The following is a 25,471-nucleotide window of genomic DNA, read 5'->3' as shown; positions in this document are numbered from 1 at the left end:
TTTCCATCCTGCCACGTATGGCGGTCAGAACGCCCGCCGGGGAAGTCCGACTGCGTCACACATCACATCTATGACAGCTGCATTAACTTCTTCGCCGCGCCGCGAGAAAAGACGCACCTGTTCCACTGCTTGGTAGAGCAGCATCTCAAGCCCGGGAACCACGGAACCGCCGCCGTCCTGCCACACCGAAGCGATTCTGCTGGGCCACGGGTCGTAGGCAACGTCCAGCAGCACCCCGGCTGTTCTTGCGTGCATTCCGGCCAGTTCGCTGGCAAGTCCGTCTGCCGCGCGCGGCGGCAAAGTCGAAACTACGACGTCGGCACTTGCCGTTGGAACGGCCGCTTCGGCCAGCGGCCTCACGTCAATCCTCAGGCCCACGCCCGCCGCGGCAGCCCGTGCTTCTGCAGCCCGTCCGGTGTCCCGGACGAACACCTGGGCATAGTCCGTCCCTAGATCCTTGAGCGCTGCCACGGCTGACGCAGCGGTCCCTCCCCCGCCCAGGACAACGGCTGCAGGCGCCGTTGCCACACCGGCGTTCCGGACCGCATCAACGATTCCGGCGACGTCCGTGTTGTAGCCGACGCTCCGGACCGTGTTGCCGGCTTCTTCGAACGCAACAGTGTTGACGACGCCAAGGACACCCGCTACGCCGCGGATGTCATCCACTTCCGAGACCATGGCGGTCTTCAGAGGCATGGTGACCGACAGTCCCCGCCATCCGTTCTGGCTCCTGACCTGCCGCATGAATTCCGGCAGCGCTTCCTCCGTGAGGTCCACAGCCGTGTAGCTGATGTCGATCCCCAGCTTTCCGTAGGCCGCCAGGTGCAAGGCAGGCGACTTCGAGTGGCTGATCGGATGACCCAGGACGGCAGCCCGCAGGCTCATGCGCAACGGCCCACGTGGGCCTCGCACCAGGTGTTGTACTGGTCCACATACACGTTGTGCTCAGCCAGCGTCTTGGAGAACTTGGTCTCCTTGGTGTCCAGGTTGATCGTCACCCAATAGAGGTAATCGTTGGACTTCGGCTTGGCGGCGGCGTCGATTGCAGTCTTGCCTGGTGACCCGATCGGCCCTGGCGGCAGGCCGGGATTGGCATACGTGTTGTACGGGTTGGACTTGTCTTGGCGCTCCGCGTCGGTGAAGTTGAAGCTCTTGGTGCCAAGACCGTAAGTGACTGCGGAGTCCACCTGAAGGAATCCGCCGGTCTGGTCGTTGGGCTTGAGCCGGTTATAGATGGCGCCGGCGACGTCACCGTATTCGGCCTGGCCGCCTTCTGCCTGCACGATGCTCGCCACAATGAGGGCCTCGTATTGCTTGGCGGGATCCGTCATGCCTTGCGATACGAGTTCATCAAGGGTCACCTTGACCAAGGACTGCAGGATCTCCTTTGCCGGTGTCCCCAGCGGGAACCGGTATTCTCCGGGGGCCAGGAAACCCTCAAGGTTCTTGGCTGCGGCCGGAACGCCGAACTGTGCCGGAGAGTCGCTGAGCGCCTTCAGCTGTTCCAACGGAACCCCGGATCCTTCGGAGATCGCCTGCAGCGACTCACCGATCCGCAGCCCGGCGCTCAGCGCGAAGTAGATGACCTTGCTCTTGTCCTTTCCGAGCAGGACGTTAACGGCGTCGGAGTTTTTCATCTCCATCCGGAAGGTGTAGTCACCCGGGGCCAGGGTTCCGCCGGAAGTGGTGAAGGCCTGCAGGAAGGTGTCCGCGTTGGCAACCACCTTCTGGCTTTCCAAGGCAGTGGCGACGGCCCGGGGGCCTTGGCCGGGCTGGACGGACACCTGGACTTCCCCGGTGCCTGGACCGGGGTAGTCGCTGGCCTTGTCGTTTCCGAGCAACGGCTTGAGGAACTGCGCACCTACGGCAACCGCGGTGACAAAGACTGCAAGGGTGAACAACAGGGCGAGGAGGCGACGCCGGCGGCGGACCTTCTTGGAGGGGCCACGCACGGCGGCTACCGCTGAGGAGCCGCTGAGCAGCCCGGCGTCGTGCTGGGCATCGTGGCGCTGATCCGCATGATAGTCCGAGGGATGGTAGCCATCGTGGTGCTGTCCGTCCACGAGTTGGGTCTCATCGTCGTAGTGCTGGTGTGCGTCCTGGCTCTGGAATCCGTCGACGGGATGCCGGGCGTCCCCGGCATGCAGGTTCTCAAAGGGAACGCCGTCGTGCTGAAGGCCGTCGTCATGGACCACATCAACGTACGTCTCCTCATGAGGCGCTCCCCCATGAACCGCGTCCTCGTGATGCGCCTCCTCGTGAAGGGGCTCCACATGATGGGGCTCCTCATGGGGTTCCTCACGGTGGGCAGTTTCATGGTGTACAGGTTCTTGGTGTACAGGTTCTTGGTGGACAGGGGCCTCGAGGGGCGTTTCATGGGCGGCGACAGGTTCGTGGCGGCTCGCCGCGTAGGCTGGCTCGGGTTCCTGAATGGACGGCGGGGCGTCAGGCGCTGCAGGGATGGCAGGCGTCACAGCGGTGGTGGGGGCGGCGTAATCATCGCCCGTTTCGTACGCTTGTTCCGGGACCACGCTGTTGCTTTGCGTGCGCAGGGCCTTTTCCCGTGCACGGATCTCTTTGCGGGTCAGCGGCCTGGCCTCGCCACCGTCGGGGACGCCAGAGGAGTCATCAATGTTGGCCGGGCTCACTGTAGCCTTCCGTTTCTGAAGATCGAGTCTTGTCCTCCGGGGCGGACTGCGCAGGCCTATCCGCCACAGTTTCCCCGGAATGCCACGGACGGGCAGGCGCAGTCACGCGGCTGCCAACATCCGTTCCCCTGGCTTTTTGCATGTCTATGGCGTGCTGGAGTATTCCTGCCGCCGCAACCTGATCCACTACCTTACGGTGATTCCTGCTGCTCATGCCAGCTTCATGCAGGTTCCGGTGGGCCGTGACACTGCTGAGTCGCTCGTCGACGAGGTTCACCGGCACGTCCAGGCCACGGCTTTCCAGCTCTCTGACGAGCAGCTGCGCATACTCTGCAGCCATCCGTGCGGAGGCATGTTCCTCCCCCTTCATGGTGCGGGGAAGGCCAACGATGACCTGGACAGCCCCGAGTTCCTCAGCGAGTGACGCGATCACCCGCACGTCTGAGTTCTTTTTCGGGTTGCGGTCCAGGGTCTTCAGCGGGGTTGCCAAAATCGCGTCGCGGTCGCAGACGGCGACGCCGACACGGACGGTGCCGACGTCCACCCCCAGTTTGATGCCCTGGGGGTAGGCGCCGGGTGGAGAAGGAATGGTCACAGGATGCTTTATCGCCGGGAGATGGCATCCACAACGGCGGCCAGCGCCGGTGTGATCTTGCCGGGGTCAGTGCCACCGCCCTGGGCAACGTCGTCCTTGCCCCCGCCGCCGCCGCCCAGGATCCCTGCCGCGAGCCGGACAAGGGCTCCGGCCTTGACACCCGCCTCCCGTGCCGCATCGTTGGTGGCCACCAGGATCATGGGCCGGTCATTGCTGACACCAGCCACAGCCACTGTGGACGGGGCCGAGCCCAGGCGGTTCCGCAGGTCCAGGGCCAGCCCGCGAAGGTCATCGGCCCCGCTGACTTGACCGGCGTCATGGGCAATGACGCTGACCCCGGCCGCATCCTTGGCGGTTCCCGCGAGTTGGCCCGCGGCAGCGGCCAGTTGTTCCTTGCGGAGCCGTTCAAGCTCCTTCTCCGCTGATTTGAGCTTCGCCAACGTCGTGGCGATCCTGTCGGCCAGTTGACCTGAAGGAACCTTGAGCATTTCGGTCAGTTCTGTGACCAGGGCCCGTTCAGCTGCCAGGTGGCGGAAGGCGTCCATGCCCACAAAAGCCTCTACACGGCGGTTGCCTGAACCGACGGACTGTTCGCCAAGCAGCGAAAGGCTGCCGATCAGGGACGTGTTTGCAACGTGTGTGCCACCGCACAGTTCACGGGACCATGCGCCGTCGATCTCCACCACACGCACTTCGTTGCCGTAGTTCTCCCCGAAGAGCGCCATGGCGCCCAGCGCCTTGGCTTCTGCCAGCCCCATGACCTTGGTGTCTACCCGAAAGTTATTGCGGATGGCCAGGTTGGAGACTTCCTCGACCTCCGAGCGGGTGGCCGGGCTGAGGCCTTCACCCCAGGCGAAGTCGAAACGCAGGTAGCCGGCCTTGTTGTAGGAACCGCGTTGGGTTGCCTGCGGGCCGAGGATCTGGTGCAGGGCTGCATGGACGATGTGCGTTCCTGTGTGCGCCTGCTCGGCGGCGTGCCGCCGCTCCCGGTCCACCGCTGCCCTGACCAGGGCGTCGGAGCCGATTTCGCCCTCGCGGACGATTGCTTTGTGGACGCTGAGGCCCTTGAGCGGGCGCTGGACGTCCAGGACCTCGACGACGAAGCCGTCCCCGGTGATGAGCCCTGTGTCAGCTGCCTGGCCGCCCGCTTCGGCGTAGAACGGAGTCTCTGCCAGCACGAGCTCGATCTCGTCCCCGGTGGATGCCTGACCGACCTTCCGGCCTCCGCTGAGGATGCCGCGGACCCGGGACTCACCGTCAAGGTCGGTGTAGCCGGTAAAGACGGTCTCGCCCTGTGCCAGCAACTCCTGGAAGGCGCCGAGGTCCGCGTGGCCGCCCTTCTTGCCCTTCGCATCCGCCTGGGCACGCTGACGCTGTTCCAGCATCAGCCTGCGGAATCCAGGCTCGTCCACCTTCAGCCCTGCTTCCTCAGCCATCTCCAGGGTGAGGTCGATCGGGAAGCCATAGGTGTCATGGAGCGCGAACGCGTCGGCGCCGGACAGCGCCGTGCCTGCTGCCTTGGACACCGTCACTGCGTCTTCGAGGCGCGCGGTGCCGGAGGCGATGGTGCGGAGGAAGGCTTTTTCTTCTGCGTAGGCGATCCGGCTGATCCGGTCGAAGTCGGTCTCCACGACCGGGTACACGCCCTTCATGGCGTCGCGGGAGGCGGGCAGCAGAGCCGGCAGGCAGGCCTTTTCGACGCCCAGAAGGCGCATGGAGCGGACAGCGCGGCGGATGAGGCGGCGCAGGACGTAGCCGCGGCCCTCGTTGGAAGGCGTGACGCCGTCGGCGATCAGCATAAGTGCCGAACGGATGTGGTCTCCAACAACACGCATCCGGACGTCGTCCGTGTGATGGGGATCGTCGGGCGTTTCCGCCGAGGTGTACTCACGGCCGGACAGCTCCGCTGCCTTGTCGATGACAGGACGGACCTGGTCCGTCTCGTACATGTTTTCGACGCCCTGGAGGATCATCGCGAGGCGTTCCATGCCCAGTCCGGTGTCGATGTTCTTCTTGGGCAGCTCACCCACGATGTCGAAGTCGTCTTTCGAGCGCACGTTCGCGATCTGGTATTGCATGAACACAAGGTTCCAGATTTCGACGTACCGGTTCTCATCGGCGATGGGGCCGCCTTCGACGCCGTAGGCGGGGCCGCGGTCGTAATAGATCTCCGAGCAGGGGCCGGCGGGTCCGGGCTGTCCCGTGTGCCAGTAGTTGTCGGCCTTGCCCATGCGCTGGATACGTTCAGCGGGGATGCCGGTGTTCTTCAGCCACAGCTCCTTGGCTTCGTCGTCTTCTTCGTACACTGTCACCCACAGGAGTTCGGGCAGAAGGCCGTAACCGCCGTCGTCCACGCTCTTGGTGAGCAGTTCCCAGGCGAACCTGATGGCGTCTTCCTTGAAGTAGTCGCCAAAGGAGAAGTTGCCGCACATCTGGAAGAAGGTCCCGTGGCGGGCGGTCTTGCCCACTTCCTCGATGTCACCGGTGCGGATGCACTTCTGCACGCTGGTAGCGCGGGAGTAGGGGGCTTCTTCACGGGCAGTGAGGTAGGGGATGAACGGCACCATGCCGGCAACGGTGAACAGCAGGGACGGGTCGCTGGAGACCAACGACGCGGAGGGAACCGCAGTGTGGCTTTTGCTGACAAAAAAGTCCACCCAGCGCTTTGTGATCTCCTGCGACTTCATGAGCTGATTACATACCCTTCTTGGATCACGCTTTTCTGGCGCGTGACAGTTGATTCAGACGGCAGTTCCGGGACTAACCGGTACTGCTGGTTTTATTCTCCGCTGGTTCCGGGCCTCAGCGCCGGGCAGCGTTCGCGGATTCAAGGTCCTGGGATTCGACGCCGAGGGCGCTGCGCAGGTCGGACTCCCGCTCGCGCATTCCGGACCGGACGGCATCGGCGAAGTCATAGACACCATCCGCAAGCCGGCCCACTGCCCGGTTCAGGCCCACGGGCCCAAGGTTGGCCTGCGCCTCATTGACCTTTCGGAACGCGATGACCCCGATGGCCACGCCGATTCCCATCCAGACAAGTCGTTTCATATCAGTTCTCCGGAAGGCTTAGCGGCTGCGACGGCCGGCGGCGGGCTTTTTGCGGTTGGCCAGGGCGGTGCGGACACCGTAGCTGAAGGCTGCCACCTTGATCAGCGGTGAACCCACGGTGGCAGCAACCAGGGATGACAGCGCGGAGAGGTTCGCCGAGGCGTCCGACACGTTGGAGGCGATGCCGTCCACCTTCTTCAGCTGCTGGTTGGTGGTGGACACCGTTGCGGTGACCTCGTCCATCAGGGGCGTGGCGCCGTCGCTGATGGAACGGATCGACGTCCGTACTTCATCAAATACCTTGCCAAGCTTCAGAATCGGCACCGCGAGCAATAGCACCAGGAGCGCAAACACCCCGGCAGCGATCAGGCCGGCAATATCGCCACCAGACATAGACGTTCATCTCCTCGAAACTGAAGTGGATCTGTTCCAGCCGCGTACGCACACTTCGCGCGTTCCGCAGATGTCCCCCAAGTACCTTACATACAAAGAAGCCCGCGGCGCTTGCCACGGGCTTCTTTGGATACGCTGCTGGGATTTAGCGTGCGTAGAATTCGACGACGAGCTGCTCTTCGCAGGTTACGGGAACCTCGGAGCGCTTCGGGCGACGGACCAGGCGGGCCTGCAGGGCGTCAAGCTTGACATCCAGGTAGGCGGGAACCTGCGGCAGGACGTCGCGGTGTGCGCCGGCTGCGGCAACCTGAAGCGGAACCATCGTTTCGCTGCGGCTGTGAACGTGGACCAGCTGGCCTTCGCCTACGCGGAACGACGGGCGGTCCACGCGGATGCCGTCAACCATGATGTGGCGGTGCACAACGAGCTGGCGGGCCTGGGCGATGGTGCGGGCGAAGCCTGCGCGCAGCACGAGGGCGTCAAGACGCATTTCGAGCAGTTCGATCAGGTTTTCACCGGTGAGGCCCTTGGTGCGGCGTGCTTCTTCGAAGGCACGGGTCATCTGGGCTTCGCGGATGCCGTACTGGGCGCGCAGACGCTGCTTTTCGCGCAGACGTACGGCGTAGTCGGAGTCCTGCTTCTTACGGGCACGGCCATGCTCACCGGGGCCGTACGGGCGGCGCTCCATGTACTTGGCGGCCTTGGGGGTCAGAGCGATGCCGAGTGCACGCGAGAGGCGTGCTGTACGGCGAGCACGAGTGTTGTTAGCCACTTGTGTCCTTCCAATATCTGCGGTGTGTCAGTGTTACTGGCCTCCACGATGGAGAGCATCGGCCAACCGCTGCCTTTTGCTACTGGGCACAGGGCAACCCCAACAAATCAGCAGGAAATACTGAAATCCGCGGGAGTGTGCGTCCGTGCCTTGCCAGACAACGAACAATCTTACCAGTTGTTCCCCATGCATTCCCGCACTTTCCCCTGGGTCTCCCTTGCAGGGGCGGCGCGCATCAGTTTCCGCGGATGATCTTGCGGAGCCGTTCAAGCCTCACAGCGATGTCCCGCTCCGCACCGTTGACCGTGGGTTCGTAGTAGTCCCGGCCCACCAGGTCGTCGGGCGGGTACTGCTGCGTGGCTACGGAGTGCGGGGCGTCGTGGGCGTACTTGTAGCCCAGCCCGTGGCCCAACTGCTTTGACCCGGGATAGTGCGCATCACGCAGGTGGGCAGGGATCCCGTTGCCCAGCCCGGCGCGGACGTCGGCAACTGCCTTGTTGATTCCCATGTACGCCGCATTGGACTTCGGCGCCGTCGCCAGGTGCACCACAGCCTCGGCCAGCACAATCCGGCCCTCCGGCATCCCAATGAGCTGGACCGCCTGTGCCGCGGCTACGGCAGTCTGCAGCGCGGTGGGGTCCGCCATGCCAACATCTTCCGCTGCTGAAATCACAATGCGCCGGGCCACAAAGCGCGGATCCTCCCCCGCCTCGAGCATCCGGGCCAGGTAGTGCAGCGCCGCGTCCACATCGGAGCCGCGGATGGATTTGATGAAAGCACTCGCGACGTCGTAGTGCTGGTCGCCGGCGCGGTCATAGCGGACAGCGGCCACATCCAGGGCCCGCTCCGTATGTTTCAACTCAACCGTGACGGGACCGGCGCCGGTGTCGTCGGCGTCACCAAACGCCACGCCGGCGGCGGCCTCGAGTGCGGTCAGGGCGCGCCGGGCGTCGCCGCCGGACAGCCTGACCAGGTGGGCCAGCGCTTCGTCCGTGAGCTCCACTTTCCCGTTCAGCCCGCGGGCATCCGACACCGCACGCTGGACCAGGCCCTCGACGTCGGCGTCGGTGAGCGGCTTCAGGGTCAGCAACAGTGACCGGGACAGGAGCGGCGAGACCACGGAAAAGGATGGATTTTCAGTGGTGGCTGCCACAAGGACCACCCAGCGGTTTTCCACCCCCGGCAAGAGGGCATCCTGCTGCGCCTTGTTGAACCGGTGGATCTCGTCCAGGAACAGCACGGTGGTGGTCTTGTAGAGGTCCCGGGCTGTCAGGGCCTCGTCCATCACGCGCCGCACGTCCTTGACGCCCGCGGTGATGGCGGACAGCTCGACGAACTTCCGGCCACGCCCCTTGGCGATCACGTGGGCAAGGGTGGTTTTTCCGGTCCCGGGAGGTCCCCAGAGGATGACCGACGCCGGTCCGGCGGGCCCGCCTGCGTCAGCACCGGCAGCGAGCTGCCGCAGCGGCGAGCCCTGCCCCAGAAGGTGCTGTTGTCCCACCACGTCGTCCAGGGTCCGCGGCCGCATCCTGACGGCAAGCGGGCTGCGGGGGGACGCATTGCCGCCCGCACCGGTTCCGGCGGCGCCAGGCGCACCGCTGTCGCCGTCGTCGTCGTTATCGGGCCCTTGGCCGAAGAGATCATCCACATAGATAGGCTACTCATAGTTCACCGCTTCGTTCCGCCAGCCCTCCTCCAGCCAAAAAGGGGTCCTCATGACAGCTCACCGCGCCGACGGCGCGGGCCGTACGGGCTCCGTCAGGACCGCTTTTGTGCCGGGACGGCGGCTGCCGGGTTGGGTGGAGCGGTTCAGCGCCGCCCACGGCGGCTTCCGGCTCAGCGATGACGACGACGGCGTGCGGCTCCTGGCGGCGGATGGCGCAACGGCGCTGCTGCAGCCGCCGTGGCCAGCGGACGGCCGGCCGGGACGTGGCGCCGATCCGTTGGAGCGGCTGGCGTCCATCGCCTCCCAACCTCGCCGGCTCAGCCTTCTCCTGGTCCGGCGGGGAGGGTACGGCATCGCTGTGGCCAGCGAAGGAGTCATCGTCGCGTCCAAAGCAGGCACCAGGTACGTGCAGTCCAGGACGGCCGCAGGAGGCCAGTCGCAGCAGAGGTTTGCACGCCGCCGCTCCAACCAGGCGGATGAGCTGGTACAGGCTGTCGCCGGGCAGGCCCGCCAGGTGTTCAGCGGCCAGTCCTTCGAATACGTCGTTCCGGGCGGGGACCGCACCCTGGTGGACCTGGTGCTGGAAGACCCAGCCCTGAAGGACTACGCCAAGCTCCCACGGCTGGCCTACCTCGACGTGCCCGATCCCCGCACCGCGGTCCTGAAGAAGGCAGCAGCGGATGTTTGCGCCGTGAGGATCCAGGTGGCGGACGCACCGGCGTAGGGCCTTGTCAGCAGCCGGTCAGGGCGCGCTTCGGCCGCTCCTGACGATACGAGTAGCGGCCCACTTCCTGGAAGCCTGCCTTGGCGTAGAGTGCCCGTGCGCCTGGGTTCGAAGCCGTGACCAGCAGCCAGAGCCTGCCGGCCTCCGCCGCAACCGCTCCATCGATGAGCGACCTCAGCACCATCCCGGCGAATCCGCGGCGCCGGGACTCAGGCCGGGTGGCCATGCAATAGATTCCGCCATGTCCGCCCTCCCCGCGTGAAGGAACAGCGAGGCGTCCGACGGCGGCCGGGGAGCCGTCGTCGGACCTCACCAGCGCATACAGCGACGGGCAGCCGGTCAGGATTCGACGGGCGGTTTCCAGTTCGGCCGGGCCGCCGCGGCCGTCAACGCTCCACCAGAGGTCCAGCCACTCGCCACTCGGATCGTCCGCCAGTTCGACCGGGGCGTGCGCTCCGGAGGACCCGGGGCCGGAGGGACCCGTCTCCCTGCACATGATGAGCGTTTCCGACTGCCGCGTGTAACCCTGCATGTCCAGCACCGCGTTCAGGGCTGCGTTGCGCGGGGTGTCCGTGACCTGGTAGATCGCCGGCAGCCTCCGCCGGCGGTACCACAATGCGGCAGCTCGGACGGCGGCGGGCGTATCCACAGCCTCGGCCCGCGGCCAGACGGAATTGGCGCGCTGGGTGACTCCATCCGCTGCGCGGAGCACCCACTCCCCTGTGTCGTACCGCTCCGGCGCCAGCCAAGCGGAATCCATCAGAGCTTCAAAGTTTTCCATCGTGGGCTCCACGGTTTCCTCCTTGAGTAATGACTGCAGGCAGCAAGTGCTGAAGGCTCCCCTTCGCAGGAGAGCCTTCAGGTAACGCAGAATAGTTCGTTTGGCGGTACGGAACCGCCGCTACTGCTTACGCGCCCGGTTCAGCCTTCTTGGCCTCAGGCTTGAAGTCCACGCCGGCTTCCTTGCGCTGCTGTGGCGTGATCGGCGCCGGTGCCGCCGTGAGCGGGTCGTAGCCGTTACCGGTCTTCGGGAAGGCGATGACGTCGCGGATGGACTCAACACCGGCCAAGAGCGCGACCACGCGGTCCCAGCCGAACGCTATGCCGCCGTGCGGAGGGGCACCGAACTTGAAGCCCTCCAACAGGAAGCCGAACTTGGTCTGGGCGTCGGCCTTGTCCAGGCCCATCAGTTCAAACACCCGCTCCTGGACGTCGCGCTCGTGGATACGGATCGATCCGCCGCCGATTTCGTTGCCGTTGCAGACGATGTCGTAGGCGTAGGAAAGTGCGGACTCGGGGTCCTTGTCGAATGAGTCCAGGAACTCCGGCTTGGGCGAGGTGAAGGCATGGTGGACGGCAGTCCACTTGCCGGCACCGACGGCCACATCGCCGGAAGCAACGGCTGCTGCAGCAGGTTCGAACATCGGGGCATCCACCACCCAGCAGAACGCCCAGGCCTTGGGATCGATCAGGCCGGTGCGGTGGCCGATCTCCACCCGGGCGGCGCCCAGGAGGGCGCGGGCGGCCGGCTTCTCTCCGGCGGCAAAGAAGATGCAGTCACCGGGGTTGGCCCCCACTGCGTCGGCCAGGCCTGACCGCTCGGCGTCGGTCAGGTTCTTCGCGACCGGTCCGGCCAGTTCGCCGTCCTCCTTGAAGAGGACGTAGGCCAACCCCTTGTGACCGCGCTGCTTGGCGAACTCCTGCCAGCCGTCCAGGGTGCGGCGTGGCTGGGACGCACCGCCGGGCATCACAACGGCGCCGACGTACGGGGCCTTGAAGACGCCGAAGTTGGTGTCCTTGAAGAACTCGGTGAGCTCGGTCAGCTCCACGCCGAAACGAAGGTCCGGCTTGTCCGAGCCGTACCTCGCCATGGCGTCCGCGTAGGTGATGCGCTGGATGGGCGTGGGGATCTCCACGTCGATCAGCTTCCACAGGGCTTTGACGATGTTTTCGCCCAGCGCGATGATGTCGTCCTGGTCCACGAAGCTCGCTTCGATGTCCAGCTGGGTGAACTCCGGCTGGCGGTCCGCGCGGAAGTCCTCATCGCGGTAGCAGCGCGCGATCTGGTAATACTTCTCGAAGCCGCCCACCTGGAGCAGCTGCTTGAAAAGCTGGGGGGACTGCGGAAGCGCGTACCAGGATCCTGGTGCCAGACGGGCGGGAACCACGAAGTCCCGGGCGCCTTCGGGCGTGGAGCGTGTCAGCGTGGGGGTCTCGACCTCCACGAAGCCGTCCTGGTGGAGCAGTTCACGTGCCACCCGGTTGGCTTCGGAGCGCAACCGGAGGTTGCGGCTGGGGCCGGGACGGCGGAGGTCCAGGTACCGGTGCTTCAGGCGTGCTTCCTCGCCCACCTCGACATGTTCGTCGATCTGGAAGGGCAGCGGCTCGGAGGTGTTCAGAATGACCACCTTGTCGGCCATGACTTCGATCCCACCGGTCGCCAGCGCAGGGTTCTCGTTGCCCTCGGGCCGCTTGGAAACGGTGCCGGTGACCTGGAGGACATACTCATTGCGCAGACCGTGGAAGACCTCTTCCTCACGGACCACAACCTGGGCCACGCCCGACGCATCACGCAGGTCCACGAATGCAACACCACCGTGATCACGACGGCGGCCCACCCAGCCAGCCAGGGTTACGGTTTGTCCAATGTGCTCGGAACGAAGGGATCCGAGGTCATGTGTGCGCAGCACAGCACGCCTTTCTGAAGGAGACAGCGAGAAAACAGAGTGAAACTGAAGAGAATTGTTCCGGGAACAATCCCGTTTGAGTTTACCTGTTGGGTCAGGCCGGCTGTGCCGCGGCGGTTTTCACCTGGACGGCAAGGTCTTCCGACGGCGGCGTCCAGCGTACGGGGTCGGCATCGGCCTGGTCTCCGGAACGGATGTCCTTGACCTGGTGATTGCCGTCGTCGTCTGTAAACCAGACAAATGGGATCCCCCGCCGGTCGGCAAACTTGATCTGCTTGCCGAACTTCTCGGCCTTGGCAGCCACTTCAGTGGCGATTCCGCGGCTCCGGAGCTGCGCCGCGACGTCCTGCGCAGCACCCCAGCTGTCGTCGTTGGTAAGGGCAACCAGAACGGCGGTAGGCACCGAGCGGGAGGCCTTGGCCAGATCATGGCTAAGGATCCTGGATACGAGCCGGGTGACACCTATGGACAGCCCGACGCCCGGGAACTTCCGGTTGCCCTTGGATGCCAGGGCGTCGTAGCGGCCTCCGGAGCAGATGGAACCGAGCTGCTCGTGGCCCACCAAAACGGTCTCAACCACAGTTCCGGTGTAGTAGTCCAGGCCGCGGGCAATGCTGAGGTCGGCGATAACCTTCCCCGGGGCACGCTGCACTGCCGCCTCGATCACCTGTTCCAGTTCGTCCAGACCCTCTTCGAGCAGCTCGTTGCTGACGCCGAGGGCACGGACCTGCGCCACAAACGAGGTGTCTTCGGTGCGGATCCCGGCCAGCTGCAGCGCCGCCTGCGCCTGCTCATCAGTGGCGCTGAGCTCGGTCTTCAAAAGGTCGGCGACCTTGGCGGGGCCGATCTTTTCCAGTTTGTCGATGCTGCGCAGCACGCCTGCAGTGTCATCCAGGCCGATGCCGCGATAGAAGCCCTCGGCGAGCTTCCTGTTGTTGATGCGCAGCCTGAAATCCGGAATGGGCAGGGCGCTCAGAGCCTCGGCGATAACCAGGGCGATCTCCACGTCATAGCGGAAGGGCAGTTCGCCGTCGCCCACCACGTCTATGTCCGCCTGGATGAATTCGCGGGCCCTGCCCTCCTGTGGCCGTTCGCCACGCCACACCTTCTGGATCTGGTAGCGCCGGAACGGAAAGGCGAGGTAGCCGGCGTTTTCCACCACGTAACGGGCAAAGGGCACCGTCAGGTCGAAGTGCAGGGCGAGGGCGTGGGGATCGTGTTTTCCGGCCTTACCTGCATCGGTGCCTTCGCCGTCCTCGTCCTGGAGCCGGCTGAGGCCATAGACCTCTTTATCGATCTCGCCTTTGCGCAGCAGCTGGCCCACCGTTTCCACGGCACGGGTCTCGATCGAAGCGAAACCATGCAACTCGAAAACCCTGCGCAACGTATCCAGCACATGCAGTTCCACCAGCCGTTCCTCGGGAAGCCACTCAGGGAATCCGGACAGGGAGGCGGTGCGTGCCATGGTGGAAACTCTCCTCTTGATGAAGGGTGCCTGGGACTTTGCCCGGCATTCCGCCCGAAACGGGCCGGGAACGGCGGCAGTCCAGCCAGTCATGCATAAACTATGTGCGGCAGTCAGTTTATGCGTCATCCGCCTGCATCTCTAATACGGCGGACAACGGCGTTGACTGCTGCCGTCAGACAATTTGCGCGCGGCCCCCTGAAGGCGGGCATGCCGCAACCGGACATACAGGAGGACCCTTGGCGGCCAGTTCACGCAGTGCCCGCGAAGCCAAACGGCGCATCCAGCAGATGGAAGCAAAGCGCGAGCTGCGCCGGGAGCAGGAAAAACGGCGCAAGCGGGACAACTTCATCGCCGCCGGTGCCGGTGCCGCCGCAGTGGTGCTCGCCGTCGTACTTCAGCTCACTGCATTTGCGGGGAACCCCACCGAAGAGGAGTTTGCGGCGGCCGAGGCGGGCCTGAACAGCCCGTCCGCTTCCCCCACTCCGTCCGCGCAGGCCACCAATGGCCCCGATATTCCGGCAGCGGATACCGCCGCGGGCAAGGTGTTTACCGGCGAGCTGAAGCTGAACAGCGGGACAGTCGGTGTGGAACTCGACGGAACCACCGCCCCGCAGGCATCCGCCGTGTTCAAGTCCCTCAGCGATGAGGGCTATTTCACCGGGAAAACCTGTCACCGCCTCACCACCGGGGAATCCTTCGGCGTCCTGCAATGCGGGTCCGCCGACGGCAAGGGAAGCGGCAATCCCGACTACACCTGGGGCCCGCTGGAAAATACCCCGGCAGACAACACTTATCCTGCCGGGACGATTGCTGTGGCCAGAACAGGAGACAATGCCTACGGAAACGGTACCCAGTTCTTTATCGTCTACAAGGACACCGTAATCCCACCCGATTCCGCCGGTGGCTATACGGTGGTGGGGCGGGTGACATCAGGACTGGACGTGGTGACCAATATTGCCGCCGCGGGAATCGCTCCCGGCACTAACGCCACGGACGGCGCGCCCGTGGAAGCAGTCACGATAGACTCGTTGTCTCTGAAGTAGGAAGCCCGGTCCCTGTGGCCGCGGTGCAGTACGTGAGTATTTCCCTCCAAGCGAAAGACTTTTAGCGGTGACAGACAGTCAGAAATCCGACGAAACAGCAGCAGACCTGACCGAGGCGACGGCCCCCGTGGCCCCAGAAGCCATGGCCGAACAGGCTCCGGCCGACGAGGCCGTGACTGAACAGGCTCCGGCCGACGAGGCCGTGGCCGAACAGGCCCCGCCGGTTGAACCGGCCCCGGAGGATCAGGCACCAGTCGATGGTGATGCAGCTGAGGAAGCCGCAGCTGGATCCACTGCGCCCGAAGCGGCCGCCGCTGAAGAAGCAGAAGCCCCCACCCCGGAGGCTGAGGCCGCGGCAGACCAGAGCCCAACAGTTGAGGCCCCGGCGCCTACGGAGGCTCCCGCTGCCGCGGAAACTGCCACTGATACTGCGCCGGTTGAAGCTGATCCAGCCACTGCGGCACCTGCGCCGGGCCCTGCACCCGTCCCCGCACCTGCGCCACGTCCGGCGCCGTCCCCGGCAGCATTCGCCGCGCGGCCCAAGCCGGCGGCGGCTGCGCCGGTAGCAGCCCCTGCCCCCATTCCGTCCGCGACGTCGCTGGCAGAAGCCGCACGCTGGGGCCGAGTGGAAGGCGACGGCCACGTCTTCCTAATGATCGACGGCGAGGAGCACCCTGTGGGCCAGTACCCCGGGGTCAGCGATGACGAGGCCCTCGCGTACTTCGCCAGGAAATACGACGACATCGTGGCCCAGATTGTTCTGCTCGAGCAGCGAGTCAGTTCCAAGGCTCCCAGCACCGACATGCAGAAAACCGTCACCCACCTGCGCGAGCAGCTCGCTGAACGTAACATCGTGGGCGATCTGCGCTCCGCGGAGGCACGGCTGGATACCCTGTCGGCCCAGATCACGGAACTCGAGGCAGCGGAAAAGGCAGAGCACGACGCCGTTCGGGCTGCCGAGCTGTCCGCCCGAGAGGCAATCGTGGCAGAGGCTGAGGAAATCTCCGGCCAGGATCCTTCACAGATCCAGTGGAAGACTTCCAGCGCCCGGATGAACGAGCTATTCGAAAGCTGGAAGACAGCCCAGAAGAGCGGTGTGAGGCTGGGCCGCAGCAATGAGGATGCCCTGTGGAAGCGTTTCCGTGCCGCCCGCACCGTCTTTGACCGTCACCGCAGGGCATATTTCTCCCAGCTGGACAGTAACAACTCGGCTGCTAAGTCAGTCAAGGAGAAGCTCATCGCGGAGGCCGAGGCCCTGTCCAATTCAACGGACTGGGGGTTCGCCGCAGGTGAATACCGCCGCCTGATGGACGAGTGGAAGGCTTCCCCGCGCGCCAGCCGCAAGGACGACGACGCCCTGTGGGCCCGCTTCCGCGCAGCCCAGGATGTGTTCTTCACCTCCCGGCAGGCCGCCAACGAGGAGATCGACCAGGAGTATGCGGCCAACCTCACCGTGAAGGAAGCCCTCCTGGTCGAGGCGAACGCCATCCTCCCGATCAAGGATTTGGCCGCCGCCAAAAAGACGCTTCAGTCCATCCGTGACCGCTGGGAAGAAGCCGGCAAGGTTCCCCGCGCGGACATGGGACGCACTGAAGCCGGTCTCCGCAAGGTGGAGGACGCTGTCCGTCACGCCGAAGAGGAAAACTGGCAGCGGTCCAACCCTGAGACGAAGGCACGCACCAACAGCGCGCTCTCGCAGTTGGAGTCGGCGATTGCCGGGCTGCAGGAAGACCTGGCCAAGGCCGAGAAGGCCGGCGACAAGCGCAAGATCAAGGCAGCCAGGGAAGCCCTCGAGGCACGGCAGGCGTGGCTGGACCAGATCCAGCGTTCTGCCAGCGAGCTCGCCTGACTTCTGCTTCGCAAAGGGCGTCGCATGGCGCCGTATCGCAGGCCCGGCTCCGGTTATCCACATAACCGGAGCCGGGCCTGTACTCGTTTGGGGCCGTCACGGCAAGATGACTGGATGGCACCATCGTCCCAACGCCCCGCAGCCAGTCCCAACACGGCTCAGTCCACAAGGGCCGGCCCGGCCACAACGATTGCCTCAGGCGGAGGCACCGTGCTCCCGCAATACCCGGAGCTTTACTCGCCGGGTCGGCCATTCACCTCGCCGGAACTTCAATCACTCGCTGCCGACGGCGTCCTCGCCCAGTTCCACCAGCACGGCTATACGCTGCCGGACATTGCGGCATCCCCGCAGCTGAGAGCACGGGCAGCGGCCAACGCCGTGCCGGCGGCCATCCGGCAGCGGGTGGTGGCAGGGCGCATGACGGCGGCCTGGATCTACGGCTGTGCCGGGGAACCGGACCGGTTGGCACTCCTGGTTGACGCGAAACGCCGGATTTCGAGCCTTCGCAACACCCGGGGCTGCACGCTCCACGAAGTCAGGCTCGGGCCATTTGACGTCGTTAGCATGGGCGGGCTGATGGTCTCCAGCCCGCTGCGCACTGCCCTGGACATTGCGCTCCATGTGGAGACCCAGCGGGCCATCCCCGCACTGGAAGGACTGTTGGCACGCCCGGAGAACGACGTCCGGCTCCGGCTGTTGATCCTTGCCATAGAGTCGACCCCCCGGGTGCCGCACAAGAAGGCTGCACTTGAGAAGCTGGCCCTGCTAGCTCCTGCGCTTGTTGCCCGTGGTCCGATAGACGTCGAACACGCCGTCTATCCGTCGGACCGCACTCAGGACGTGGCTCAAGTACTTGGGGTCGCCCATCTCGAACGCGAACCGTGAGATCGCCACGCGGTCCGTGGACGTATGCACACTCGCGGCCAGGATGTTCACATGGTTTTCGGACAGGACACGCGTGACATCGGAGAGCAGCGACTTCCGGTCCAAGGCTTCCACCTGGATCTCCACCAGGAACACGCTGGACTGTGTGGGAGCCCAGTCCACGTCAACGATCCTGTCGGGCTGGTCTTTGAGGTCGGAAATGTTGGTGCAGTCCGTGCGGTGGACTGAAACACCGGAGCCGCGCGTGACAAATCCGAGAATCGGATCCGGCGGTACCGGGGTGCAACAGCGGGCCAGCTTCACCCAGACATCGCCCACCCCCCGCACCACCACGCCGGAGTCGGAGAACCGGGTCTTAGCCACCTGGGTGGGGATGCTGACTTCCGTGACGTCGTCGTCAGTGCTTTCGTTGCCGCCGAGGCTTTCGACGAGCTTCTCCATCACCGACTGAGCGGAGGTGTGTCCGTCTCCCACACCGGCGTAGAGGCCGGAGATGTCCACGTATTTGAAGTCCTCGGCCACCGCCGCCAACGCTTCGTGCGTCATCAACCGTTGCAGCGGAAGGTTCTGCTTCCGCATGGCCCGGGTCAAGAGCTCCTTGCCGCGGTCGATCGCTTCTTCCCGGCGCTCCTTGCTGAACCACTGGCGGATCTTGTTGCGTGCGCGGGCGCTCTTGACGAAATGCTGCCAGTCCTGGCTTGGCCCGGCGCCTTCGGCTTTGGAGGTGAAGATCTCCACCCAGTCGCCGTGGTTCAGCTCGCTGTTGAGGGGAACCAGCTTGCCGTTGACCCTGGCCCCGATGGTGCGGTGCCCTACCTCTGTGTGCACGGCGTACGCGAAGTCCACGGGGGTTGATCCGGCCGGCAGTGCCATGACCTCGCCCTTGGGCGTAAAGACGAAGACTTCGCGGGCATTGATTTCAAAGCGAAGGGAATCCAGGAACTCCCCCGGATCGGAGGTTTCCTGCTGCCAGTCCACCAGGGACCTGAGCCAGCCCATGTCGCCGTCGCGGGGGCTGCCAGGGCCGGTGGCCGTACGGTTGGGCTGATCCTTGTACTTCCAGTGCGCGGCAACACCGTATTCGGCGCGCCGGTGCATTTCGTGAGTCCGGATCTGGATCTCCACCGGTTTACCGCCGGGCCCGATCACTGTGGTATGGAGGGACTGGTACATGTTGAACTTGGGCATCGCAATGTAGTCCTTGAAACGCCCTGGCAGGGGGTTCCAGCGTGAATGCATGGTGCCCAGCGCGGCGTAACAGTCCCGCACCGAATCGACCAGCACCCGGACGCCCATGAGGTCGTTGATGTCGTCGAAGTCCTTATCCCGGACCACCATCTTCTGGTAGATCGAGTAATAGTGCTTGGGCCTGCCCGTGATCGTCGCCTTAATCCTGGCGGTCCGAAGGTCATCTGCGATCTGGTCCCTAATGACCCCCAGGCTCTTCTCCCGCTCTGGAGTGCGGTCGCCCACCATCCGGACGATCTCCTCATAGACCTTTGGATAGAGTGCCGCGAAGGACAGGTCCTCCAGCTCCCACTTGATGGTGTTCATACCCAGCCGGTGGGCCAGCGGTGCAAAAATTTCCAGGGTTTCGCGGGCCTTCCGGGCGGAGGATTCCGCGGACACAAAACGCCAAGTGCGCGCATTGTGCAGCCTGTCGGCAAGTTTGATCATGAGGACCCTGATGTCCTTGGCCATGGCCACAACCATCTTGCGGACGGTCTCGGACTGGGCAGCCTCACCGAAGCTGACCTTGTCCAGCTTGGTGACCCCATCAACCAGCATGGCGACTTCCGGTCCGAAGTCCCGCTTCAGGTCCGTCAGGGTGTACGGGGTGTCCTCCACCGTGTCATGGAGCAGCGCTGCGGCAAGGGTGGTGCCGCTCAGGCCCAGTTCAGCGAGGATGGTGGCGACCGCCACGGGGTGGGTGATGTATGGATCGCCGCTCTTGCGCTTCTGCCCCCGGTGGCTGCGTTCGGCCACTTCGAAGGCGTGCTGGATGAGCTCGAAGTCTTCTTTGGGGTTGTTCGCCCGGACTGTCCGCAGCAGCGGTTCAAGGATGGGCGAATAGTTTGCCGCGCTTCGCCCCGTCAGGCGTGCAAGCCGGGACCGGGTACGCTCACGTCGGCCGGGAAACGTGGGGCGGGCACCCGAGTTGTCCACGGGTACAACCGGTCCGGGACGTGCGGAAGCAGCCAGCCCGGTCTGCGGTCCGTGGCCCGGACTGTTGTTCCCGCCTGCCGTTGGCACCGACGCCGAACGTTCTTCCAATGAAGCACCCCTCACAACCCGTTTAATTACCTCAGTCTATTCCTCCGTCAGGACTCTTATGTAACCGGCGCTTAAATGCGGACGGGCCGGAATGGCGTCAGTGTTCGGACGCCATTCCGGCCCGTTTGGGCCGTGGGCTCAGGCTTGGGCGGGCGCGGACGGAGCGGCTGTACGGGAGGCGGTCTCGCCCCTGCGGTGCTCCACCCGCCTGGCCTGCTTTACCAGCTCGGGTTCGTTCTGGCGCAGCCACGCATACATCGGTGCGGCCACGAATATGGTGGCGGCCGTGCCGATCAGGATACCGACGAACAGTGCCAGCGACAGGTCGCGCAGTGTACCGGCGCCCAGCAGCCCGGCGCCGATGAAAAGGATGGCCCCCACCGGGAGGATGGCCACCATCATGGTGTTGATGGAGCGGACCAGGGTCTGGTTGACCGCAAGGTTGACCTCCTCCGCGAAGGTGCGGCGGGTGGATGCATCAATGTCAGCCGTGTTTTCGCGGATCTTATCGAACACCACCACGGTGTCGTAGAGCGAGTAGCTGAGCACCGTGAGGAAGCCGATGATGGCTGAGGGTGTCACTTCGAAATCACTGAGCGCATAGACACCGGCGGTGATGAACATCGTCACCGCCATGCCCGTGATCGCTGAGAGCGACATCTTCCAGGTCCTGAAGTACAGGGCCATCAGAACGGCTGCCAGGACCACGAAGATCACAAGCCCCAGCAGGGCCTGTTTGGTGACGTCCGCACCCCATGTGGGTCCCACGAAAGTGGAAGTCACCTCGTTGTCGGTGACCCCATAGGCCGCAGTCAGGCCCTCGCGGATCTTGATCGTCTCGTCATCCGTGAGCTTGTCGGTCTGGATGCGCATGGTAGTCCCTGCCACGTTGGCCACGCGGGGAACGCTCCCTGCCACCACGTCCTGGACTGCCTTCTCCCCGGCGGCAGCGTCAGTGGTCTTGACATTCGAGACAGTGAACTCCGAACCGCCGCGGAACTCGATGCCCAGGTTGAAGCCGCCTTTGGCGACCGGGGTCAGGATGGACAGTGCCACGGCCACCGCCGCGATGAGGAACCAGATCTTCTTGGCGCCCACAAAGTTGTATGAGCGCTTGCCGGTGTAAAGCTCGTTACCGAAATTGGCAAAGCTGGACATTACTTGTTCTCCTTGGCTGCGCTCTTGGAGGAGCCAGTGAGCTGCTCCTGCTTTTCCGCGAGGCGGCGTTCCGCGATGGTCATCCTGCGTTCTGCCTCGGCTGCGGCTCCGGTGTTTTTGGCCCGGACCACTCCGGGCTTGGCCTCCGGCGTGCGCAGGCGCCCGGCACCGAGGTAGAGCGGAACTGCGCCCAGGCGCTTCGGGTCAAGGCCGGAGAAACGGTGGCCTTCGCCGAAGAACTTGGTGCGCGCGAGCAGCCGCAGTGTCGGGTGGGTGAACATAAACACAACGATGAGGTCGGCGATGGCGGTCAGGCCGAGGGTGAACGCGAAACCGCGGACGTTGCCAACCGCAACGAAGTACAGGACCAGCGCAGCGAGCAGGTTGACGGCCTTCGAGGCCAGTACGGTACGTTTGGCCCGCTTCCAGCCGTTTTCCACCGCGGAAACCAGTCCTCGGCCCTCGCGCAGCTCATCACGGATGCGTTCAAAGTAGACGATGAACGAGTCAGCTGTCTGGCCGATGGCCACGATGATCCCGGCCACGCCTGCCAGGGAGAGGCGATAATTCTCCGTCCATCCCAGGATTGCTATGGCCAGGTAGGTCAGGGCACCGGCAACCACCAGGGAGGCGATGGTGACAAAGCCCAGGGCACGGTACTGGAAGAGCGAGTACACAACCACAAGGAGCAGGCCTATCAGGCCGGCCAGGAGGCCCATGCGGAGCTGTTCGCCACCCAGCGTCGCGGAGATCTGCTGCTCGCTCTGGATTTCAAAACTGATCGGCAGCGCACCGAAGCGCAGCTGGTCTGACAGTGCCTTTGCCGTCTGCTCGGTGAATCCGCCCGTGATCTGAGGGCGGCCGTCCGTGATGACAGCAAGGGACCGCGGAGCGGAGATGACCTGGTCGTCCAGGACGATGGCGAACTGCGACTTGGGGTCGGTGCCTGTCTCGCCGCCAGCAGCGACATAGAACTGGTTCAGCCGCTCGGTGACCTCTTTGAACTTGGCTGTGCCTTCGTCGTCGAACTGGATGTTGACTGCCCAGTCGTTCGTCACCGCTCCCTGTGCACCCTGCTGAAGCTGGAACGAGGAGGTGACGATGTTGGTGCCCTTGACCTCCACCGGACCCAGGATGTACTTGATGGCAGGGGCGGTGTCCGTGGCCGGCTCGCAGGTAACCAGCGGCTTGGTGGGGTCCGAGCGTTCCTGCTTGTCCTGGGACGGGTTGTCGCAGTCCAGGGTTTCGAATTTCCGGTAGACCTCGGCCGTGATCCAGTTGGTGTCGCTGCCGTTGGCCGGTTCGGCGGTCGGCTTGGGCAGCTGGTCCTCGGGCGTGAGCGATTCTGTGGGGACCGGGGCGCCGGCTCCGTTGAGGAGGACCGGGCGGAAGTTCATGTCCGCTGAGGCCTGGATGAGGGCCCTGGTCTGCGACGAAGGGGTGCCCGGGAGGCTAACAACCACGTTGCGGCCGGACTGGGTGCTGATTTCGGCTTCGGCAACACCGGAGCCGTCAACGCGCTGGCGGATGATGGCAACCGCCTGGTTGAGCTGCTCTTCGTTAATGTCCGAACCGCCTTCAACCTTGGGCGCCAGGATCATCTGGGTGCCGCCTTCAAGGTCCAGCGCCAGCTTGGGAGCCCAGCTTGCCTGTCCGGACATGATGCCGCCGGCCAGGACGGCGGTCAGCACGACGAGTGTTACGCCGAGCCAGACCAGCACCCTGATTGCTGAGTTTTTGGGGCCAGTTCGTGCCATTGTCGATCTTTCTCTTATTTACGGAGGAACCGCCGGTGCGAGCCTGTTGCTCCCACCGGCGGCGGACCGCAGCCGTAGAGGTGTTGAAGCGCGGGTTGCCGTGCGGCAGAGCGGGCTAGCTGTCCTTCTTGCCCTCGTCGTTGAGGCGCTTAGGGGTCTCATCCGGCGTCTCGGCCGTTGCTGCTGACGGTCCGGTTTCCTCCACTGTCAGGGAGGAGGCGTCATCCGGAACAACAGCGGCCTCATCCTCAGTGACGGCAGCAGGCTCAACAATCTTGGTGACCGCCTGGCGGTGCACGGTGGCAAGGTTCCCGGGAGAGAGCTCCAGAACAACCTTGTTTTCTTCATCATCCATCGAGACAATCCGGCCAAAGAGACCGAAGCTCGTCATGACCTCAACTCCAGGCGCAAACTGGGACTGCAGCGTTGCCTGCTGCTCCTTGGTCTTCTTGTTGCGGCGGAACATCATGAAGATAAAGATTCCGAGCATGGCGAACAAGACGATGTTCATTGGATCCACAGGGAAGTTTCCGTTCTGTACTGGCGTATTGGTGTAGGGCAACGTCCGCTTTGAACCGGGTGGCCTGGCAGAAAACTGCGTGCCATCCACCGGCAGCGGGTGGTGCCGCCTGCGGAACAAAGACCCGAACATGCCGAGCGTCATACCAGTCTAAAGGGAAAAGCTGAAAGGGCGGTGCTATTGGCTGTTCGGGGCCCAGTCCGCCGCCGGTTCTTCGCTCTCCGCGTCCGCTTCAAACAGATCCAGCGGCTCCTGTCCGAACACCCCGGCCGGGACGGCATAGCCCAGGTGGGTCCACGCCGGGGCCATGGCGATGCGGCCGCGCGGGGTCCGCCCAAGGAGTCCTTCCCGTACCAGGAAAGGCTCCGCCACTGTCTCCACCGTCTCGGTCTCCTCACCGACGGCTATGGCCAGGGTGGAAAGCCCCACGGGTCCTCCGCCGAACTTGGTGATCAGGGCTTCAAGGACGGCACGGTCCAGCCTGTCAAGCCCACGCTTGTCCACCTCATACATATCCAGGGCCGCCGAGGCCGCGCGGGCGTCGATCTGTTCAATGCCGTGCACCAGCGCCCAGTCACGCACGCGCCGAAGCAGCCGGTTGGCGATCCGGGGGGTCCCCCTGGACCTGCCGGCAATTTCGCTGAACCCAGCGGAATTGACCTTAAGGTCCAACAGGCCTGCGGATCTTCTGAGCACCAGCTCAAGCTCGGCCACCGAGTAGAACTCCAGGTGCCCGGTGAAACCAAACCTGTCACGCAGCGGGCCCGGCAGCAGCCCCGCACGGGTGGTGGCACCCACCAGGGTGAACGGCGGAAGCTCCAGGGGAATTGCCGTGGCGCCGGCACCCTTGCCCACGACGATGTCCACCCGGAAGTCCTCCATGGCCATGTAGAGCATCTCTTCAGCCGGCCTGGACATCCGGTGGATTTCGTCCAGGAACAGGACCTCGCCTTCGGAGAGCGAGGAAAGGATCGCCGCGAGGTCACCGGCGTGCTGGATGGCGGGCCCACTGCTGATCCTCAATGGGGCATTCATTTCGGATGCCACGATCATGGCCAACGTGGTCTTGCCCAGCCCGGGCGGGCCCGAGAAGAGTACGTGGTCGGCACTCCTGCCACGCATCCGCGAGGCCTGCAGGACCAGCGAGAGCTGTTTCCGGACGCGGTGCTGGCCCACAAAATCGTGCAGGTTCTTGGGCCTGAGCGCAGCCTCGATAACCCGCTCTTCGGGTTCTTCCCCAGCCGCCACCACCGACGGTTCAGCCACGGCTGCCTACACGGTTGCCCGCTCGCGCACCGTCCTGGCCAAGCCAGCGGAGCGTGGTCCGCAGGATTTCAGCCACGTTGCCCCGGAAGGAAACCTCGGGATCGTCCGCAAGTGCCTTGTCGATGCTTGCCGCGGCGTCCTTTTCAGACCATCCGAGGCTGGTCATGGCCGCCACCACCTGTGGTTTCCAGGCAGCCTCCGCCGGGGTGGACGGTTGGGCGGCTCCCGGCGTGCCATGCGGCACCAATTTGCCGGCGAGCTCCAGCACGATCCTGCCGGCCACCTTGGGCCCGATGCCCGGCACTTTGGTGAACGTTTTGCTGTCCCCCGTGTGGGCCGCGACCCGGATGGCTTCGGGCTCGTGGACGGCCAGCACCGCGAGGGCAAGCCGGGGTCCCACGCCGCTGACACTGAGGAGGACGTCGAAGACTTCGCGTTCGTCGTCGGATGCAAAACCGAAAAGTGTCAACGAATCCTCGCGCACAATCAGCGAGGTGAACAGCTTGCCTTCTTCGCCGGTGCGGAGCCGGCTAAGGGTCTGCGGGGTGGCGTTGACGCTCATTCCCGCACCGTTGAGGTCGATCACGGCCGTGGAAAGACCAACGTGCGCTACTGTTCCGCGAAGGAAACTGATCAAGGCCGGGCTCCTGGTGTACCGCCGGGCTCTTAGGGACAGAACCCGACTATCCGAACATATCTACGAATACCCTAGCAAGGC

At 64.5% G+C, this 25,471-nt stretch carries 21 protein-coding genes; 4 read left to right on the top strand and 17 right to left on the bottom strand.

Features of this window, described 5'->3' with window-relative positions; translation table 11 throughout:
- Window positions 1–24: 24 nt before the first annotated feature.
- The 8 genes from QFZ30_RS08050 to QFZ30_RS08015 form a co-directional block, all read right to left on the bottom strand.
- Window positions 25–885, bottom strand: coding sequence for a shikimate dehydrogenase family protein (locus tag QFZ30_RS08050; RefSeq protein WP_307075073.1), 861 nt, complete (start codon window positions 883–885; stop codon window positions 25–27).
- Window positions 882–2,648, bottom strand: a complete 1,767-nt coding sequence (gene mltG, locus QFZ30_RS08045) for an endolytic transglycosylase MltG (protein WP_307075071.1) — start codon at window positions 2,646–2,648, stop codon at window positions 882–884. Before mltG ends, QFZ30_RS08050 begins: the two co-directional genes overlap by 4 nt.
- Window positions 2,629–3,243, bottom strand: a complete 615-nt coding sequence (gene ruvX / locus QFZ30_RS08040) for a Holliday junction resolvase RuvX (RefSeq protein ID WP_307075069.1) — start codon at window positions 3,241–3,243, stop codon at window positions 2,629–2,631. Before ruvX ends, mltG begins: the two co-directional genes overlap by 20 nt.
- 8 nt (window positions 3,244–3,251) lie before the next feature.
- The gene (gene alaS / locus QFZ30_RS08035) at window positions 3,252–5,930 is read right to left on the bottom strand and encodes an alanine--tRNA ligase (protein ID WP_307075068.1); all 2,679 of its coding nucleotides are present in this window, start codon (window positions 5,928–5,930) and stop codon (window positions 3,252–3,254) included.
- Between the two features lie 115 nt (window positions 5,931–6,045).
- Window positions 6,046–6,291, bottom strand: a complete 246-nt coding sequence (locus tag QFZ30_RS08030) for a DUF6167 family protein (protein ID WP_307075065.1) — start codon at window positions 6,289–6,291, stop codon at window positions 6,046–6,048.
- Window positions 6,292–6,309: 18 nt separating this feature from the next.
- Complete coding sequence (locus QFZ30_RS08025) at window positions 6,310–6,684, bottom strand: DUF948 domain-containing protein (RefSeq protein ID WP_307075063.1); 375 nt, start codon at window positions 6,682–6,684, stop codon at window positions 6,310–6,312.
- A gap of 145 nt (window positions 6,685–6,829) precedes the next feature.
- Window positions 6,830–7,456, bottom strand: coding sequence for a 30S ribosomal protein S4 (gene rpsD / locus QFZ30_RS08020; protein ID WP_190988295.1), 627 nt, complete (start codon window positions 7,454–7,456; stop codon window positions 6,830–6,832).
- Between the two features lie 235 nt (window positions 7,457–7,691).
- Entirely contained in the window at window positions 7,692–9,104 is a 1,413-nt protein-coding gene (locus tag QFZ30_RS08015; protein ID WP_307075061.1) for a replication-associated recombination protein A, read from the bottom strand.
- A gap of 67 nt (window positions 9,105–9,171) precedes the next feature.
- On the opposite strand from QFZ30_RS08015, the gene QFZ30_RS08010 reads away from it, so the two are divergent.
- Entirely contained in the window at window positions 9,172–9,846 is a 675-nt protein-coding gene (locus QFZ30_RS08010) for an acVLRF1 family peptidyl-tRNA hydrolase (RefSeq protein WP_307075059.1), read from the top strand.
- Between the two features lie 7 nt (window positions 9,847–9,853).
- Here QFZ30_RS08010 and QFZ30_RS08005 read toward each other — a convergent pair whose 3' ends face one another.
- From QFZ30_RS08005 to hisS, 3 genes are all read right to left on the bottom strand, one after another.
- A complete protein-coding gene (locus QFZ30_RS08005; RefSeq protein ID WP_307080144.1) occupies window positions 9,854–10,627 on the bottom strand; it encodes a GNAT family N-acetyltransferase in 774 nt (257 codons plus the stop codon).
- A 127-nt stretch (window positions 10,628–10,754) separates the two neighbouring features.
- Window positions 10,755–12,536 (bottom strand): aspartate--tRNA ligase, encoded by a 1,782-nt coding sequence (gene aspS, locus QFZ30_RS08000; protein WP_307075057.1) that lies wholly within the window; start codon window positions 12,534–12,536, stop codon window positions 10,755–10,757.
- Between the two features lie 91 nt (window positions 12,537–12,627).
- Complete coding sequence (gene hisS / locus QFZ30_RS07995; protein ID WP_307080143.1) at window positions 12,628–13,998, bottom strand: histidine--tRNA ligase; 1,371 nt, start codon at window positions 13,996–13,998, stop codon at window positions 12,628–12,630.
- A gap of 239 nt (window positions 13,999–14,237) precedes the next feature.
- On the opposite strand from hisS, the gene QFZ30_RS07990 reads away from it, so the two are divergent.
- From QFZ30_RS07990 to QFZ30_RS07980, 3 genes are all read left to right on the top strand, one after another.
- Entirely contained in the window at window positions 14,238–15,044 is an 807-nt protein-coding gene (locus tag QFZ30_RS07990) for a peptidylprolyl isomerase (protein WP_307075055.1), read from the top strand.
- Between the two features lie 67 nt (window positions 15,045–15,111).
- Entirely contained in the window at window positions 15,112–16,893 is a 1,782-nt protein-coding gene (locus QFZ30_RS07985) for a DUF349 domain-containing protein (protein WP_373462824.1), read from the top strand.
- A 114-nt stretch (window positions 16,894–17,007) separates the two neighbouring features.
- Window positions 17,008–17,778, top strand: a complete 771-nt coding sequence (locus tag QFZ30_RS07980; RefSeq protein ID WP_307075053.1) for a type IV toxin-antitoxin system AbiEi family antitoxin — start codon at window positions 17,008–17,010, stop codon at window positions 17,776–17,778.
- Here QFZ30_RS07980 and QFZ30_RS07975 read toward each other — a convergent pair.
- The 6 genes from QFZ30_RS07975 to ruvA form a co-directional block, all read right to left on the bottom strand.
- Window positions 17,659–20,052: a RelA/SpoT family protein gene (locus QFZ30_RS07975; RefSeq protein WP_373462823.1), complete on the bottom strand. Its 2,394-nt coding sequence runs from the start codon at window positions 20,050–20,052 to the stop codon at window positions 17,659–17,661. The two genes, QFZ30_RS07980 and QFZ30_RS07975, sit on opposite strands and share 120 nt — an antisense overlap.
- 138 nt (window positions 20,053–20,190) lie before the next feature.
- Complete coding sequence (secF, locus tag QFZ30_RS07970; RefSeq protein ID WP_307075051.1) at window positions 20,191–21,210, bottom strand: protein translocase subunit SecF; 1,020 nt, start codon at window positions 21,208–21,210, stop codon at window positions 20,191–20,193.
- Window positions 21,210–22,967 (bottom strand): protein translocase subunit SecD, encoded by a 1,758-nt coding sequence (secD, locus tag QFZ30_RS07965; protein ID WP_307075049.1) that lies wholly within the window; start codon window positions 22,965–22,967, stop codon window positions 21,210–21,212. The genes secF and secD overlap by 1 nt, the downstream gene beginning before the upstream one ends.
- Before the next feature lie 115 nt (window positions 22,968–23,082).
- Window positions 23,083–23,478 carry a preprotein translocase subunit YajC gene (yajC, locus tag QFZ30_RS07960; protein WP_307075047.1) on the bottom strand — a complete coding sequence of 132 codons (396 nt, stop codon included), beginning with the start codon at window positions 23,476–23,478 and terminating at the stop codon, window positions 23,083–23,085.
- Window positions 23,479–23,664: 186 nt separating this feature from the next.
- Window positions 23,665–24,753 carry a Holliday junction branch migration DNA helicase RuvB gene (gene ruvB, locus QFZ30_RS07955; protein ID WP_307075045.1) on the bottom strand — a complete coding sequence of 363 codons (1,089 nt, stop codon included), beginning with the start codon at window positions 24,751–24,753 and terminating at the stop codon, window positions 23,665–23,667.
- On the bottom strand, window positions 24,746–25,390 hold the full coding sequence (gene ruvA, locus QFZ30_RS07950) for a Holliday junction branch migration protein RuvA (protein ID WP_307075043.1): 645 nt from the start codon (window positions 25,388–25,390) through the stop codon (window positions 24,746–24,748). Before ruvA ends, ruvB begins: the two co-directional genes overlap by 8 nt.
- Window positions 25,391–25,471: the final 81 nt, after the last annotated feature.

The sequence above is a fragment of the Arthrobacter pascens genome (genome assembly GCF_030815585.1).
Taxonomy (GTDB): Bacteria; Actinomycetota; Actinomycetes; order Actinomycetales; family Micrococcaceae; genus Arthrobacter; species Arthrobacter pascens_A.
This window is presented reverse-complemented; position numbering and strand designations above follow the sequence as displayed.

Bases quoted from the DNA above. Each gene is read 5' to 3' on its own strand.
- QFZ30_RS08050 (WP_307075073.1), bottom strand. From the start codon at position 885: ATGAGCCTGCGGGCTGCCGTCCTGGGTCATCCGATCAGCCACTCGAAG.
- alaS (WP_307075068.1), bottom strand. From the start codon at position 5,930: ATGAAGTCGCAGGAGATCACAAAGCGCTGGGTGGACTTTTTTGTCAGC.
- QFZ30_RS08030 (WP_307075065.1), bottom strand. From the start codon at position 6,291: ATGAAACGACTTGTCTGGATGGGAATCGGCGTGGCCATCGGGGTCATC.
- QFZ30_RS08025 (WP_307075063.1), bottom strand. From the start codon at position 6,684: ATGTCTGGTGGCGATATTGCCGGCCTGATCGCTGCCGGGGTGTTTGCG.
- QFZ30_RS08010 (WP_307075059.1), top strand. From the start codon at position 9,172: ATGACAGCTCACCGCGCCGACGGCGCGGGCCGTACGGGCTCCGTCAGG.
- QFZ30_RS08005 (WP_307080144.1), bottom strand. From the start codon at position 10,627: ATGGAAAACTTTGAAGCTCTGATGGATTCCGCTTGGCTGGCGCCGGAG.
- hisS (WP_307080143.1), bottom strand. From the start codon at position 13,998: ATGGCACGCACCGCCTCCCTGTCCGGATTCCCTGAGTGGCTTCCCGAG.
- QFZ30_RS07980 (WP_307075053.1), top strand. From the start codon at position 17,008: ATGGCACCATCGTCCCAACGCCCCGCAGCCAGTCCCAACACGGCTCAG.
- secF (WP_307075051.1), bottom strand. From the start codon at position 21,210: ATGTCCAGCTTTGCCAATTTCGGTAACGAGCTTTACACCGGCAAGCGC.
- secD (WP_307075049.1), bottom strand. From the start codon at position 22,967: ATGGCACGAACTGGCCCCAAAAACTCAGCAATCAGGGTGCTGGTCTGG.
- yajC (WP_307075047.1), bottom strand. From the start codon at position 23,478: ATGAACATCGTCTTGTTCGCCATGCTCGGAATCTTTATCTTCATGATG.